General features: G+C 72.7%; 15 protein-coding genes. 9 read left to right on the top strand and 6 right to left on the bottom strand.

Annotated elements, in window-relative coordinates; genetic code table 11:
• The first annotated feature begins 145 nt into the window (after positions 1–145).
• Positions 146–643: a DUF2000 domain-containing protein gene (locus tag ASC56_RS10090; protein ID WP_055490910.1), complete on the top strand. Its 498-nt coding sequence runs from the start codon at positions 146–148 to the stop codon at positions 641–643.
• 51 nt (positions 644–694) lie between these two features.
• On the opposite strand, the gene ASC56_RS10085 is transcribed toward ASC56_RS10090, so the two are convergent.
• Both ASC56_RS10085 and ASC56_RS10080 read right to left on the bottom strand, forming a co-directional pair.
• Positions 695–1,489, bottom strand: a complete 795-nt coding sequence (locus tag ASC56_RS10085; protein WP_055490909.1) for an N-formylglutamate amidohydrolase — start codon at positions 1,487–1,489, stop codon at positions 695–697.
• Between the two features lie 70 nt (positions 1,490–1,559).
• Complete coding sequence (locus ASC56_RS10080) at positions 1,560–2,441, bottom strand: fructosamine kinase family protein (protein WP_055490908.1); 882 nt, start codon at positions 2,439–2,441, stop codon at positions 1,560–1,562.
• Between the two features lie 293 nt (positions 2,442–2,734).
• Here ASC56_RS10080 and ASC56_RS10070 point away from each other — a divergent pair, with 293 nt between their 5' ends.
• The 4 genes from ASC56_RS10070 to ASC56_RS10055 all read left to right on the top strand — a co-directional run bounded on the left by ASC56_RS10070 (position 2,735) and on the right by ASC56_RS10055 (position 7,085).
• On the top strand, positions 2,735–3,649 hold the full coding sequence (locus ASC56_RS10070) for a polysaccharide pyruvyl transferase family protein (protein ID WP_055490906.1): 915 nt from the start codon (positions 2,735–2,737) through the stop codon (positions 3,647–3,649).
• Between the two features lie 320 nt (positions 3,650–3,969).
• On the top strand, positions 3,970–5,064 hold the full coding sequence (locus tag ASC56_RS10065; protein WP_079102424.1) for an NAD-dependent epimerase/dehydratase family protein: 1,095 nt from the start codon (positions 3,970–3,972) through the stop codon (positions 5,062–5,064).
• Between the two features lie 79 nt (positions 5,065–5,143).
• Positions 5,144–6,052: a glycosyltransferase family 2 protein gene (locus ASC56_RS10060; protein ID WP_234376912.1), complete on the top strand. Its 909-nt coding sequence runs from the start codon at positions 5,144–5,146 to the stop codon at positions 6,050–6,052.
• A gap of 34 nt (positions 6,053–6,086) precedes the next feature.
• Positions 6,087–7,085: a glycosyltransferase family 2 protein gene (locus ASC56_RS10055; protein WP_079102403.1), complete on the top strand. Its 999-nt coding sequence runs from the start codon at positions 6,087–6,089 to the stop codon at positions 7,083–7,085.
• 143 nt (positions 7,086–7,228) lie between these two features.
• Here the strand turns inward: ASC56_RS10055 and ASC56_RS10050 are convergent, their stop codons facing one another.
• From ASC56_RS10050 to ASC56_RS10035, 4 genes are all read right to left on the bottom strand, one after another.
• Positions 7,229–7,423, bottom strand: a complete 195-nt coding sequence (locus ASC56_RS10050) for a DUF2795 domain-containing protein (protein ID WP_055490905.1) — start codon at positions 7,421–7,423, stop codon at positions 7,229–7,231.
• 108 nt (positions 7,424–7,531) lie between these two features.
• The gene (locus tag ASC56_RS10045; RefSeq protein ID WP_055490904.1) at positions 7,532–8,095 is read right to left on the bottom strand and encodes a hemerythrin domain-containing protein; all 564 of its coding nucleotides are present in this window, start codon (positions 8,093–8,095) and stop codon (positions 7,532–7,534) included.
• A 79-nt stretch (positions 8,096–8,174) separates the two neighbouring features.
• Entirely contained in the window at positions 8,175–9,191 is a 1,017-nt protein-coding gene (locus ASC56_RS10040; RefSeq protein WP_055490903.1) for a cytochrome d ubiquinol oxidase subunit II, read from the bottom strand.
• Positions 9,192–9,239: 48 nt separating this feature from the next.
• The gene (locus ASC56_RS10035) at positions 9,240–10,652 is read right to left on the bottom strand and encodes a cytochrome ubiquinol oxidase subunit I (RefSeq protein ID WP_055490902.1); all 1,413 of its coding nucleotides are present in this window, start codon (positions 10,650–10,652) and stop codon (positions 9,240–9,242) included.
• A gap of 247 nt (positions 10,653–10,899) precedes the next feature.
• On the opposite strand from ASC56_RS10035, the gene ASC56_RS10030 reads away from it, so the two are divergent.
• From ASC56_RS10030 to ASC56_RS10020, 4 genes are all read left to right on the top strand, one after another.
• Positions 10,900–11,415 carry a hypothetical protein gene (locus tag ASC56_RS10030; RefSeq protein ID WP_055490901.1) on the top strand — a complete coding sequence of 172 codons (516 nt, stop codon included), beginning with the start codon at positions 10,900–10,902 and terminating at the stop codon, positions 11,413–11,415.
• Positions 11,416–11,572: 157 nt separating this feature from the next.
• Complete coding sequence (locus tag ASC56_RS41140; RefSeq protein ID WP_199835953.1) at positions 11,573–11,746, top strand: hypothetical protein; 174 nt, start codon at positions 11,573–11,575, stop codon at positions 11,744–11,746.
• A gap of 61 nt (positions 11,747–11,807) precedes the next feature.
• Positions 11,808–12,125 carry a DUF2795 domain-containing protein gene (locus ASC56_RS10025; RefSeq protein WP_055490900.1) on the top strand — a complete coding sequence of 106 codons (318 nt, stop codon included), beginning with the start codon at positions 11,808–11,810 and terminating at the stop codon, positions 12,123–12,125.
• A 322-nt stretch (positions 12,126–12,447) separates the two neighbouring features.
• Positions 12,448–13,845, top strand: a complete 1,398-nt coding sequence (locus ASC56_RS10020; protein ID WP_079102402.1) for an MFS transporter — start codon at positions 12,448–12,450, stop codon at positions 13,843–13,845.
• The last annotated feature ends 4 nt before the right edge of the window (positions 13,846–13,849 follow it).

Raw genomic sequence — 13,849 nt, 5'->3', positions numbered from 1 at the left:
GATGCGGCGGATCGCCGTACGAAGTGCGCCGTGGTCGGCTTCCGTCCCTGCCCTCGCCGCACACCATTCGACGCCGCTGGTCGGTAGGCACACGTGTGCCTAGGCTCCTGGTCTCTGTCCGCAGAAATGCCGAGGAGATACGGAAATGGCCGAAGGCAACACGTCCACCGCCATCGATGTCGCCCCCGTCGGGTTCGCTCCCGACGAGATCGACCCGACCCTCTCGACCCGCGCCGCGCGGCTGAAGTGGGTCGTGGTGGTCGACCGTGGCCTGCCGCCGGGACGGGCCGTCAACGCCGCCATCTGCGCGGCGGCGGCGACGCAGTCCTCGGTGACGGGCCTGCTCGGTGACGACGTCGCCGACGCTGAGGGCACCGTCCACCCGGGGCTGCCCTGGGCGGGGTGCTCGGTCCTGGCGGCCGACTCCGGCGCGCTGCGCGCCATCCGCGCCAAGGCGGCCTCGTACGCCGACACCTTCGTCGCCGACATGCCGGCGCTCGCCCAGGAGACGCTGGTGTACGCGGACTACCGCGCCACCCTGAGCAGGACCGCCGCCGCCGACCTCGCCTACTGCGCCGTGAGCATCGTCGGACCGCGCAACCGCATCAACAAGATCGTCGGCAAGCTCCCTCTGCTGGCCTGAGCCGGCGCACGGCGGCACGCACCCTGCACCGAGCGTGCCGGACCGGCCAGGTCAGGAGACGGCCTCGACCAGGGTGGCCAGCGACGACGCGAGGCGGTTGAGGCCCGGCCCCGCGGCTCCGCCCGGTTCGGTCATATAGGTGTCACGACGGATCTCCACCATCAGCGCGGTGACCCGCGGCTGCCTGCCGTGGAACTCAAGGGGCACATACGACCCCGAGAACGGGCTGTCGACCTCCGTCCCCCCGAACCCCGCGAACGCCTCGCGCGCGGAGGCGAGCAGCTCGGGCGGCGTGTGAACGGGGTCGGTCCCCAGGCAGATCGGCGGCCGGGGGCCGTCGCCGTGCAGCTCGTAGGGCAGTCGGGCGGTGGGGTAGGAGTGGACGTCGATGACCACGGCCCGCCCCGTGGCGGCCAGGCGGTCCGCCACCGCCGCGGTCATCGCTCGGGCGTACGGGTGGAAGTAGCGTCCGAGCAGCGGCCGTGGATCGGTGTCGTCCGGCCTCAGGGGGCGCCGGTGCGTGGTGCGGGTGTAGACCGCGCCCATCCCCACGGCGGCCATCTCCTCCCGCTCGTCCGGGAACCGCTCGGGGTCGACCACCAGCCGCGACAGCCGGTTGACGAACCGCCAGGGCGTGACCGTGGCGGCCTCCGCGGCGAGCTCGGCGAGCTCGGCGGTGTGCGCGTCCGTGATGTGGTCCAGTTCGCGGGCGAGGGCCGGGTCGTCGAGGAGGATGCCCTCGCGTGCGGCCGGCGGTATCCGGCGCGCGGAGTGCGGCACATGAAGAAGCACCGGCGAGTCATCGGCACCGGGCAGCAGTTCGAACGGTGCGGTGGCGCCGGACATGGGGGCTCCTTCCGATGCGGTGACCGGGTGACCGTACCCCGTCCCGCGGTCCCCGCCGAGCCGTTGGTGGTCAGTCGGCGAGAGCCGCCCGTGCCGCCTGCAGGGCCTGCACGCCGTAGCCGCGTCCGAACAGCACCGCATGGACCAGCAGCGGGAAGAGCTGGTGCAGGCTGACGCGGTCCGTCCAGCCGTCGGCGAGCGGTGCCGCCTCCTGGTAGCCGTCGAGCACACGGTCCAGGTGCGGACAGCCGAACAGCTGGAGCATCGCCAGGTCGGTCTCCCGGTGTCCGCCGTGCGCGGCGGGGTCGATGAGCCAGGCCTGTCCGTCGGCGCCCCACAACACGTTGCCGTTCCACAGATCGCCGTGCAGCCGGGCGGGCGGCTCGGCGGGCCCGGCCAGATCGGGCAGCCGGTCGCAGACGCGTTCGATGACGCTCGCCTCCGCCCGGCGCAGCACGCCGTCGTCGACCGCGCGGCGCAGATAGGGCAGCACCCGGTGCTCGGCGTACCAGCTCGGCCAGTCGGGGACCGGGACGTTGCGCATGGGGGCGAGGCCGATGTACGCGTCCGCGGGCCCGTCAGGTGGCGGGGCGCCGAACGCGAGCGCGCCGCGGGCGTGCAGGGCGGCCAGGTCGCGTCCGAACCGGGCCGCCGCCTCGGTGCTCGGCCGGCCGGCCGGGACGCGGTCGGTCACCAGCCAGTGCGGGTCGTGGCCGCGCACAGCGGGGATCCCGACCGTCCCGGCCTCCGCCAGCCAGCGCAGCCCCGCCGCCTCGGCCCGTACCGTGCCCGGATCCTCACCGTGCTTGACCATCACCACGTGGCCGTCGTCGAGCGTGACCTCGGTGAGCGCCGCGGACACCGGACGCTCACCGGTCACCGGGCGCCCGGTCAAGCGGGCCGCCGCGGCACCCGGGCCCTCGCCGGGCCGCGGCGCCGGAGGGGCGGTCATGCGTCGAGGCGCCCGTGGGCCCGGACGAGCGGGGCGGGCGTCGCGGCGTGGGTCATGGTCGGCACCTCGTCGATATCCCTCCGGCGGCGGTCGTACGAGGGCGGCTCGCGCGGATCGCCTGCCGCGCCCATGTCGGCCCGAGCCCCTTCGCCTGCCCACCGCGCAGCCCCGTCCGACGGCGGGACCATACCGTACGACTCCCCTGTGGGACGCGGCACAGACCTGGCGCACGGCACCGCGGGTCGTCGACTCGGGCGCGTGGGCACGGCAGGGAGGGGAACTCGTGAACCGTTGTGTGCGCGAGGATCCTGCTGACCGGGTGGTTCAGCTTCCTGGACGGTGAGGCCACCGCGGGCGACGTGCTCGCCCTGCGGCGGGTCGAGGACGTGCTGAGCCGGGAGTCGATGGACTACGACGTGGCCTGGAGCCCCGGGTTCCGGCCATCGGCGCTGCACCTGGACGACGTACAGCCGTCCGCGTACTCGCATCTGGTCTTCGTGTGCGGCCCGCTGCACGGCCCCCAGGTCGAGGAGCTGCACCGACGGTTCCCGCACTGTGTGCGGATCGCCGTGGGGAGCTCCGTGCTCGACGCCGCCGACCCGGCGGTCACGGGATTCCACCGCGTACTGCCGAGGGACGGGCCGGCCGCGGCCCCGGTGCCCGACCTCGCGGCCGACGCCCCCGTCGAACCGGCGACGCCCGTCGTGGGCGTGATCCTCACCCAAGGTCAGCACGAGTACGGATCGAGGCGACGGCACGGTGAGGCCGCGGAGGTGGTGACGGGGTGGCTGGCGGGCAAGGACTGCGCACGCGTCGAACTGGAGACCAGGCTCGACAGCCATGACTGGCGGCTGTGCGCGACGCCCGCGCAGTTCGAGTCCGTGCTGGCGCGGATGGACCTGGTGGTCACGGACCGGCTGCACGGGCTGGTGCTCGCGTTGCGCGGCGGGGTGCCGGTGCTGGCCGTGGACCCCGTCTCCGGCGGCGCCAAGCTGACCGCTCAGGCCGACGCCTGCGACTGGCCCGCCCTGGTTCCCGCCGACCACCTCAGCATCCGGCGACTGGACTACTGGTGGCAGTGGTGCCTGACCTCCGGCCGTGTCGCCGCCCGGCAGGTACGTCGGGAGTTCCTGGAGGAGCCGGACCGCGACCGTGCCCCGAAACTGGTGACGGCACTGACCGAGCCGCCCGGGCCCGGCGAACTCTGAGGTCCCGTGGGGCGATCCAGCCCCATGTGGCACACCGGCACCGTCCGTCAGAGCATGGAAGGACCCGGCGGGTCACTCGAACGGCCGCCGTCAGGACAGCGGGGGCCGGAAGCTTCCGGTGGAGCTTCTCCGGGCCCCGGGAACACGGCCGCCGCGGCCACGGCGCGGCGGGGACCCGGGGCGACGGCGCTCGCTCTCGGCCGACCGTCTCCGTGCGGGGGCACGACGTCGGCGCCGTGGGCAGGCGTCCGCCCCTCTACGGCGGGAGGAAGAACGTGCCCATGACGCCGACGCCGTTCTCCGCGATACAGACCACGTCGATGTCGATACAGACCGCCTTCTGCGCCGCTCCGGCGACACGACTGCGCCGACGGCGGGCCATGGTGACCGGAGGCGCCGGCTTCCTCGGCTCGCACCTGTGCGAACGCCTCGTCGACAGCGGAGTCGCGGTCGACTGCGTGGACGATCTGTCCTCCGGATCGGCGGACAACGTACGCCGGCTGACCTGCCGCCCGGGCTTCCGGCTGCTGGAGCACGACGTATCGGAGCCCCGCTTCGCCGGGGCCTTCCCCGGCCCGTACGACATGGTGCTGCACTGCGCGGGTCCCGCCTCGCGGGCCGACTGCCGTCGCCGCCCGCTGAAGGCACTCGACGCGTGCGGCCTCGGCACCCGCAACGCCCTGGCCGTCGCCGACCGCGACGGCGCGCGGTTCCTGCTGGTCTCCTCCGGTCAGGTCTACGGCGACCCCATGGTGCATCCGCAGCGCGAGGACTACTGGGGCAACGTCGACCCGGTGGGACCGCGCGGCGCCTACGACGAGTCCAAACGGTTCTCCGAGGCACTCACCACCGCCCACGCGACCGCGGCGGGCACCGATGCCGGAATCGTGCGGGTGTTCAACACCTACGGTCCGCGGATGCGCGCCGACGACCGCCGGGCGATTCCCACCTTCATCAGACAGGCGCTGGCCGGAGAGCCGGTCACCGTCGAGGGCGACGGACGGCAGACCCGATCACTGTGCTACGTCGACGACACCGTGGACGGGGTGCTGCGGGTGGCCGTGAGCCGGTCCGTGCGGCCCGTGAACATCGGTGGCGACGACGAGACGACGATCGAGGAGATCGCACGCCGGGTGATCGGCCTGACCGGCTCCCGCTCCCGTCTGACGTTCGTCGACCGGAGCCCGCACGATCCCGCCCGACGCCGGCCCGACACGACGCTCGCCCGGGAACTCTTCGGCTGGACCCCGAAGGTCACCTGGGAGGAGGGGTTCAAACGGACCATCGCCTCCTTCCTGGAACGGCCCCCGGACGGGCGGCCACTCGGGGAACGGCACGAGTGGCCGGGCCGAGAGCCGCAGGGAGGACGACCCTCGTGGCCCGAGGGAGGTGTCCGCCATGCCTGTTCCTGGTGACCGTGCCCGCGGTCGCCACAGGGACGCGGGTGGCCGCCGCAACAGCCCGACGACGTACCCACCCACGTCGCAGGAGACCATGTCCGACGCGGTCATGGACTGCGGCGGCGCGCCCGACCGGCGCTCCTTCCGTGTCACGGTGGCACTGATCACACGCAATCGCCGCGAGAGCGTGCTGCGCACCCTGGACAGGCTGGCCGCCCTGCCCGAGCGGCCCCCGGTCATCGTCGTGGACAACGGCTCCGCCGACGCGACGGTGGCCGCGGTGCGCGCCCACCCGGTGGGCGCGCACGTCCTGGCCGTCGGACACAACACCGGTGCTCTGGGCCGCAATCTCGCGGTACGGCACGCCACGACCCCGTACGTCGCCTTCAGCGACGACGACTCCTGGTGGGAGCCGGGGGCGCTGGAGGCCGCCGCGGACCTCCTCGACGCGTACCCGCGTCTGGGGCTGCTGGCCGCGCGCACCCTGGTCGGCCCGGACGGTGTCGACGATCCGCTGAACTCCGCGCTGGCCAACTCGCCCCTGCCGCCGGCGCCCCAGCTGCCCGGCCGTCCGGTTCTGGGGTTCCTCGCCTGCGCGGCGGTGGTCCGCCGCCGGGCCTTCCTCGATGCCGGGGGCTTTCACCCGGTGCTGTTCTTCGGCGGCGAGGAGACGCTGCTCGCCTATGACGTGGCGGCCCGCGGCTGGGGCGTGAGCTATGTGCCCTCGGTGACGGCCCATCACCACCCGGAGCCCGGCGGCCGACCCGGGCGCCGCGCCGTCCAGCGGCGCAACGCACTGCTCACCGTGTGGCTACGGCGTCCCCTCACGGTGGTCCTGCGCCACACCGTTCGCCTCGCCGCGGCGGCGGTCCGCGGCGAGCGCGACGCCGCAACCGCCCTGCGCGGCGCGCTCGCCCGGCTCCCCGCGGTCCTCGAGAACCGCGAACCGCTGCCCGCACGGGTCGAGCGCTCCGTCCGTCTGCTGGATCGCCAGTCCACGTGAGCGCCCCCACGATCGAGGACGAGCGGACTTCGACATGACCCACCACCCGCCTCACACACCGGCCGCCGCTCCCGGGGACGACCGCGTTCGCCCCGGCCGCGCGGACGCCGACATCACGGGGTACGGCGACGACCGTCCCGCGGACCGTCGTACGACCGTCGTGGTGATCACCCGCGACCGCTGCCCCGAACTGCTGCGCACCTTGGGGATCTTGCGGGAGCTTCCGGAGCGGCCCGAGGTCATCGTCACGGACAACGCGTCCGGCGACGGGACCGCCGATGCGGTCGTCCGGTGCTTCCCCGAGGTCCGGCTGCTGCGCCCCGGGCGCAATCTCGGGGCGGTCGGCCGAAACCTCGCGGTGCGGCAGGTGCGCACGCCCTATGTGGCGTTCTGCGACGACGACACCTGGTGGGAGCCGGGCTCCCTGAAGCACGCGGCGGACCTCCTGGACGCGCACCCTGGGCTGGCTGCGGTCACGGCCCGTATCGTGGTCGAACCGTCGGGGGAGGAGGACCCGGTGGTCGCCGAACTACGCGACTCGCCCCTGACGGGTCCCGACTGGCTGCCCGGTCCCGCCCTGGGCTCGTTCCTCGCCGCCGCGACGGTGATGCGGGTGAGCGCCTTCCGGGCCGGCGGAGGGTTCCATCCCGGGCTGTGGCTGGGCGGTGAGGAGGAACTCCTCGCCACCGATCTCCTGCGCCGGGGTCACTGGCTGAGCTACGTACCGGACATGACGATCCATCACGCCGCGTCTCCGGTCCGGGACAGCACCGGCCGACGCGTGCTGGGGCTGCGCAACACGCTCTGGTTCACCTGGTTGCGCCGCCCCTGGCCGTCCGCGCTGCGCCGCACCTGGTACCTGATGCGTACCGTGCCCCGGGACCGGGCCTCCGTACGTGCCTTCGCGCGCGCGGCGGCGGGGCTGCCGTGGGTGCTGAAGCAGCGTGAGCCCGTACCGGCCGACCTCGAAGCCCGGCTGGCGGCGCTGGAGGAGGCGCGGCGCGGTTCTCCCGCCCGCAGGTACATCGGCTGAGACCACCCGCAGGTACGTCGGCTGAGACCACCCGCAGGTTCATCGGCTGAGACCGCCCGCAGGTACATCGGCTGAGACCGCCCGCGGATACGCGGCGCGGCGGCCGGGGCGTGCGTCCCGGCCGCCGCAATCCGCACGCGGGTTCACTCGTTCTGGAAGACGGCCTTGCTCACCTCGGCAGGGTTCTGGAACTGCTTCTTCCCGAGGTGGTCGATGCGCTCGGTGACCTCCTTGGGCGCGTGGTTGCTCCGGGCGACCTTCTTGAGCTGTTCGGTGTCCGCCGGGTACTCCGCGCCCGACAGCGCTTTCTGCAGATCAGTGGGGCTGACACCCGCCATGGCTCCTCCAGGCGGTGAGACATCGGATTCCTGTTGAAAGGGCGCCGTTGAGCGCCGGGCACCCGAGTACCCATGACCCGGCGGAGGCATTCCCCGCGACGGGGACGGTCAGTCCTTCTCCCCGCGACCCGAGAGCGCGTCCCGGATCCGGTCGACGAGGCCTGCGCCGGGGGCGAGCAACTTGTTCGCCGGCGGCGTGTCCGGGGCGGAGGGGTGCGGACGCGTCGGTGCCGTCCTCTTGGCCCGGCGGACCTTCTCGCCCAGATCGTCGAGCGCCCCCGCGGGAGCCACCTGGAGCAGCCTGGGGAAGAGGTTCTCCTCCTCGTCGGCCACGTGGGAGCGGATCTCGGTCATCAGCATGCCGATGAGGCGGTCGAACTCCGGGTCGTCGGCTTCCCGGCCCTCCAGGTCCTTCATGGTCCGCTCGGCCCTGGAGTGGTCCTCGATCTCCCTGTCGGCGATGGCGTCCCCATCGGGCAGGTACTCGCGCACGGCCGGGTAGAGGTAGGCCTCCTCGGCCACCGAGTGACGTACGAGTTCCATGGTGACCTGCTCGGCGTAGACCTTGCGGTCCTTGTCGCCCGGCGGCAGCGCCTCGATCCGGCCGAAGAGCTCCTCCACCTCGCGGTGATCCGTCACCAGCTCGTTGATGACGTTGCCTCCGTGTCCCATCCTTCAGCACCTCCGGTTCGGTACGGCGGGCCCACCGGCGGGCCCGCCCAGGACCGCGGGTGCCCCGGGCGACGACCGGCTAACGCCCGTCCCGCGGGTGCTCGGGTGCGAGCCGTAGCTGGAAGAGCGCGTACAGCCACAGCAGGGACGGGACGAGCAGCACCGCACCGACCGCCAGGGCCCCGAGGGTGGCGCCGAGCGCGGAGGGCTGCGACGCGGTGTCCTGGACGGTGACCGACGGGGGCAGCATCAGCGGGTACTGGGCGACTCCCCAGCTCCACAGGATGGCGGCGACGGCCGCGGCGGCCGTGATACGCACGAGGGTGAGCCTGGTGCGCAGCAGCAGGGTCAGACTGACCGCGCCCAGCAGGGCGGAGAGCAAGACCAGGGGCAGCGCCCGGTGCGTGAGGCCGTGGAAGAGCCCCGGGGCGTCCGCGTGGAGGACGGCGACGCCTGCCAGTGCCACCGCGCCCGTCACCACTCCGATGACCAGGGCCCTGCGCCGGAAGTAGGCCGACAGGTCCGGTTCACCGGCCCGGGACGCGTCACCGGTGAGGTAGACCGCCGCCAGGTAGCCGCAGGTGAGGACGGCCAGCACTCCGCCGAGCGCCGAGGTCGGGTTGAGCCAGCTGGTGACCAGATCGCCCTTCGCCAGGCCGGGAGGCACGCGCCCGGAGGCGAGCGCTCCGGCGACCGAGCCGAGGAAGTAGGGGGTGATGACCGAGGAGAGGGCGAAGAACCCGCCGAACAGGCGCTGCTGCCACACCTCGCTGCTGGCCTTGCGGAAGGCGAACGCGGCGCCGCGGGCGATGATGCCGAGGGCGGTGAGGGTGAGGGGAATGTAGAGGGTGGACATCACGGCGGCGAACACAGGGGAGAAGTCCGTCCACAGCATGACGACGACGAAGATCAGCCATACGTGGTTGGCCTCCCAGACCGGGCCGATGCTGTGCTCGATGAGCCGGCGGGGAGCCCTGCCGCGCATGGTGCCACCGGCGAGCAGATCCCACAGTCCCGCCCCGAAGTCGGCTCCACCGAACAGGGCGTAACAGGTCAGGCCGATCCACATGACGGCAAGAGCCGCGTTGGCGAGCATCAGCGTCTCCCCGTCGCGGTGGCGCGGACAGGCCGGGTGTGCGAGCGGTCAGACAACGGGGTACTCCCGGACGTCGTGCTCCTGGGGAGCGAGGGGAACGGGCCGTTCGCGTGCCAGCCGACGGAGCACATAGACGGTCCCCGCGGTCAGCAGCACATAGACGCCCACCACCAGCCAGAGCCCGGCCATCAGCCCGGGAGCGACGTTCACGGCGTCGTGGACGCGCAGCAGGCCCCACACCACCCAGGGCTGGCGTCCTTCCTCGGTCACCGTCCAGCCGCACTCCAGGGCGACGACCGCGGCCGGTCCGGTGAGGGCCCCGAGCGCGAGGAAGACGCGGAGCGGGCGGCCCGCTCCCTCCAGCCAGGGGCCGGGTCGGCGCCTGCGGCGCAGCGAGAGCAGGAGCAGCCACACACCCACCGCGAGCAGGAACAGACCACAGCCGACCATGAGGTCGAAGGCCAGGTGGACGCCGGTGACGGGGGGCCGCTCTCCGGGTGGTACCTGGTCAAGACCCTTGATCACCGTGTTCGGACTGTAGCCGACCAGCAGGGACAGACCGTTGGGGATCTCCAGGCCGTACTTCAGGCCGCCCTGGCCCGCGATGCCGCCGACCGTCAGGGGTACGTGGCTGCCGGTGTGATAGACCCCTTCCATCGCGGCGAGCTTGACCGGCTGGTAGTGGGCGACGAACCGTGCGGCCCAGTCCCCGACGACCAGCTGCACCGGGGTGACGACCGCGCCCAGGGCCAGGGGGACGGTGAAGCCCAGGCGGTGGTAGCGGTCCCGGCGGCCGCGCAGCAGGGCGACCGCGTACACACTGCAGGTGAGGAAGGACGCCACCATGAGGGCCGCCAGGATCATGTGCGTCGTCTGCGGCGGTGTCGCCGGGTTGAACATCGCCGCCCACGGATCGACGTGCACGACCTTGCCGTTCCTCAGGGTGAACCCGCGTGGCTGGTTCATCCAGGCGTTCGCGGACACGACGAAGAAGGCCGACGAGATGCCCGCGATGACGATGGGCAGGCCGGTGAGCAGATGGGTGCGCGGCGGCAGCCGGTCCCACGCGTAGAGGTAGATGCCCAGGAAGATCGCCTCGATGAAGAAGGCGATGCCTTCCATCGCGAACGGCAGGCCGATGACCTGACCGTAGATTCCCATCAGCCCGGGCCACAGCAGGCCCAACTCGAAGCTGAGGATGGTGCCGGACACCGCGCCGACGGCGAAGAGCACGCCCATGGCGCGAGCCCACCGGCGCGCCAGGAGGCGGTAGGCGGGGTCCCCGGTACGCACGCCCCTCCACTCCGCGATAAGGGTCAGGAGCGGCAGGCCGACGCCGAGGCAGGCCAGCACGATGTGCCAGGCCAGGGAGAACCCCATCTGGGCGCGAGCCGCGTCGAGATTGCCCGGGGTGACGGCCGCGTCGGCCAGTGTGGGCGGCACCAAGGTGACCGGCTTCATCGGACACGTCCTCTCTCACCACCCGGCTGTGCGCGTCACCCCCCGGCCCAGCTTCGCGGCACCGTGGTCCGTATCCGCCGTGCGACACGCACGGTTTCCGATCGGCCACGGCCCTTGACGGGGACATGACCGGGATATCGGTGGCGCGTTCCAGGGAGGGTGGGTCGCGTGAGGAGCGGGTACCCGAGGGGCCTGGCCACCATCGGCGGGCTGCACGCCGGGAAGACGCCGGGGAAGGGGACGATCCATGACGACACAGTCTCGGCAGGGGGGACGCATCCGCACGGATCTGCTCGGCGTCTACCTCAACGACCACCTGGCAGGTGCGACCATCGGCACCGAGCGTGCCCAGTACATGGCCCGGGCCCTGCAGGGCTCTCCGCTCGGCAAGGCCCTGGCGCCGATCGCAGCGGAGATCGCGGAGGACCGCAGGAGTCTGCTCGCCATCATGAGCCGACTCGGCGTGTCGCCGCACCGTTACAAGGTGGGCGCGGCGTGGGTGTCCGAGAAGGCGGGACGCCTGAAGCCCAACGGCCGGATCGTCGCCCGCTCTCCGCTCACCAATGTGCTCGAACTCGAGTTCCTTCGGCTCGGCGTGGAGGGAAAGGCCGCCGGATGGCGGCTGCTGCTCCGGCTCGCGGACGACGACGGGCGCCTTGACCGGCGGGAGCTGGAGGAGCTCTTCGAGCGGGCCCAGCGACAGCTGCGGACGCTGGAGGAGCTACGTCTTCAAGAGGGGCAGGACGCGCTCCGGGCAGCGTGAACCGGGGTGACACATGCCCGCGTGCCCGTGCCCGGTGCGAGTACTCGGGACCACCCGGATGTTCCCGGTGTTTCCCGGTTTCCCGGTGTTCCACAGCCGGTCTTCGGGTACTCGGCGTCGCTCAGGCAACCGAAGGCGCATGTGAGGAATCGCCGCGATGACTGTTCCCGAGGAGAACCGACCGAAGACCGACACCACCGACGAGGTGATCAGGAAGCCGGCCGAGGAGCAGGCCGGGAAGGCCCGGCCCGGCAACGGGGCATCGGGCCGCACCCTGCGTGAGGCGCTGGAGGAGGCGGGGATCGAGCGGGAGGACTTCGAGGACCGCTGACTCCCGCGTCGATGTCGTCGCACGAGGGTCGTACAAGCGTCGTACGAGCAAGGAGGTCCCCATGGCGCACACCACCGTGCCGGAGGTGCTGGACGCCATCAAGGACGTCGACCTTCCGGCCGACAAGGAGCAACTGGTGGAGGCTGCGCGCAGGGCGGGCGCCTCGGACGAGGTGATCAAGGCGCTGCGCGGCATCCCGCCCGAGCAGTACAACAGCCGGGAAGAGGTGGCACGGTCGGTCCGGGTGGACCCGGACTCGGACCTCGGACACAGCCCCGCGCAGCGCGCCGAGCAGGCACGCGAGGGCGGCAAGCCGGGGCTGTCGCAACACCTTCGCGACACCCCCAAGCCGCCGATCGAGGAAGAACTGGAGCGCTGACACCCGCGCCCTGTCCCGGCCGTCGGCCGCCGGGTGGCACGGCGGCCGCGCGGACCCTGTGAGCAAGTGCACATGGAGCGGCAAGTCCCCGACGGCATCGGGGACTTGCCGCGTGTACGGCACCTGGTCCGAGGGCAGAAAGTGACGACTCGGGGGCCTCTTCTGCCACCATGGTCGAGGTCGTAGCCCCGGGGCCCGCGAAGACGTTTCCCGGCGGCACGGCACACCGCCCGATCGGTGGAGCCACCGCGCAGCGCAGCCGGTGTTCCGAACTCCCGCCGACCCCCATGCGAGTCCCCAGGGATCGTTCCCGAGTTTCACTGTGCCTTCTTCCCCCGCCACTTCCTTGCCCCTTCCTGCTCCCGTCCCGGCCCCTCCCGCATCGGACGCCGCCCCCGTTCCCCGGGCGGCCGAGTCCTCCTCGCCATGGCGATCCCTGAAGTACCGCAGCATGCGCTGGTGGTCCCTGGCGAACTTCGTGTCGAACGCCGGCACATGGATGCAGCTCACGGTGCAGAACCTGCTGGTCCTGCAGATCACCGGATCCGCCGCCGCCACGGGTCTCTCGGTCTCCGTGCAGGCCGCCCCCGGTCTTCTGGTGAGCCTGGCCGGCGGCGCCGCCGTCGACCGCTGGCCCCGGAAACTGACCGCCGCCGTCAGCCAGGCGCTTCTCGGCACCGTCGCCTTCGTGACGGCCGCCCTGGTCGTGCTCGGCCGGCTGGATCTGCCCGTACTGATGGTGCTGGCCGGGATCACCGGCCTGATCGCCACGGTCGACGCGCCCGCCTGCGCCCTGCTGGGCAATGACCTGGTGCCGGCGGAGGACGTCCCGTCCGCCATCGGCGTCGGCTCCCTGGTGCACAGCGCGGGTCGGCTGGCCGGTACGGCGCTCGCCGGTGTCGCGGTCGGCTTCTTCGGCACGGCCGCCGCCTACGCCGCCAACGGAGTCTCCTTCCTCTTCGTCGCCGCGGTGATCCCCTTCCTCCGGCCGGCCTACGGCGCCGTCCGTCGGGCCCGGGGCGGCGCGCCCGCCATCCCCGCCCAGCGCGGCACCCGGCCCGCCGATCAGGACATGACCGTGCGGCAGGGCCTGGCCTTCTTCATGCGCCGCCCGCGACTGGTCGCGCTCGCGGGTATCACCGGGATCAGCGCGGTCTTCGGACGGAACTACGGCCTGACCCTGGCCGTCCTGGTGACCGGCCCGCTCGCCGGCGGCGCAGGGGCGTTCGGCACCGTCTCCACCGTCCTTGCCGTCGGAGGCATCATCGGCGCGGTCCTCGGCGCCAAGCTGCGCCGCCCCTCGGTGCGGATCGTGGGCACCCTGGCCGCCGCGGGGGCGCTCCTGCAGATCGTGGCGGGTCTCTCGCCGTCGCTCGCCGTCCTGCTGGTGCTCGTGCTGCCCATGGCCGTGGTGGAGACCGTCTCCGACACCGCCGGGACGACGGTCCTGCAGACCGATCCGCCCGCGCATATGCGCGGGCGGGTGCTCGGGGTGTGGCGCACCATCAGCACGGCCTGGGGCCTGGGAGGGCCGCCCGCGCTCGGCCTCCTCATGCAGTTGGCCGGAGCACGGGGCGCCCTCGTGACCGGCGGGTTGATCATCGCCGGCGCGATCGGAGCGGGTTTCGCGCTTCGTGGCCGCCGCACCGCCCCGGCCGTGGCCCTGCGCACCAGGGAACTCGGTGTGCAGGCACAGCCGGAGCTGAGCACCGCGGCCTGAGTGC

The sequence above is a fragment of the Streptomyces sp. TP-A0356 genome (assembly GCF_001417775.1).
In the GTDB taxonomy this organism is placed as follows: domain Bacteria; phylum Actinomycetota; class Actinomycetes; order Streptomycetales; family Streptomycetaceae; genus Streptomyces.
This window is presented reverse-complemented; position numbering and strand designations above follow the sequence as displayed.

Coding starts and splice junctions, on each gene's coding strand:
- ASC56_RS41140 (WP_199835953.1), top strand. CDS start 11,573: ATGACTGTTCCCGAGGAGAACCGACCGAAGACCGACACCACCGACGAG.
- ASC56_RS10040 (WP_055490903.1), bottom strand. CDS start 9,191: ATGCTCGCCAACGCGGCTCTTGCCGTCATGTGGATCGGCCTGACCTGT.
- ASC56_RS10055 (WP_079102403.1), top strand. CDS start 6,087: ATGACCCACCACCCGCCTCACACACCGGCCGCCGCTCCCGGGGACGAC.
- ASC56_RS10090 (WP_055490910.1), top strand. CDS start 146: ATGGCCGAAGGCAACACGTCCACCGCCATCGATGTCGCCCCCGTCGGG.
- ASC56_RS10060 (WP_234376912.1), top strand. CDS start 5,144: ATGTCCGACGCGGTCATGGACTGCGGCGGCGCGCCCGACCGGCGCTCC.
- ASC56_RS10080 (WP_055490908.1), bottom strand. CDS start 2,441: ATGACCGCCCCTCCGGCGCCGCGGCCCGGCGAGGGCCCGGGTGCCGCG.
- ASC56_RS10085 (WP_055490909.1), bottom strand. CDS start 1,489: ATGTCCGGCGCCACCGCACCGTTCGAACTGCTGCCCGGTGCCGATGAC.
- ASC56_RS10025 (WP_055490900.1), top strand. CDS start 11,808: ATGGCGCACACCACCGTGCCGGAGGTGCTGGACGCCATCAAGGACGTC.
- ASC56_RS10035 (WP_055490902.1), bottom strand. CDS start 10,652: ATGAAGCCGGTCACCTTGGTGCCGCCCACACTGGCCGACGCGGCCGTC.
- ASC56_RS10065 (WP_079102424.1), top strand. CDS start 3,970: ATGTCGATACAGACCGCCTTCTGCGCCGCTCCGGCGACACGACTGCGC.
- ASC56_RS10050 (WP_055490905.1), bottom strand. CDS start 7,423: ATGGCGGGTGTCAGCCCCACTGATCTGCAGAAAGCGCTGTCGGGCGCG.
- ASC56_RS10045 (WP_055490904.1), bottom strand. CDS start 8,095: ATGGGACACGGAGGCAACGTCATCAACGAGCTGGTGACGGATCACCGC.
- ASC56_RS10030 (WP_055490901.1), top strand. CDS start 10,900: ATGACGACACAGTCTCGGCAGGGGGGACGCATCCGCACGGATCTGCTC.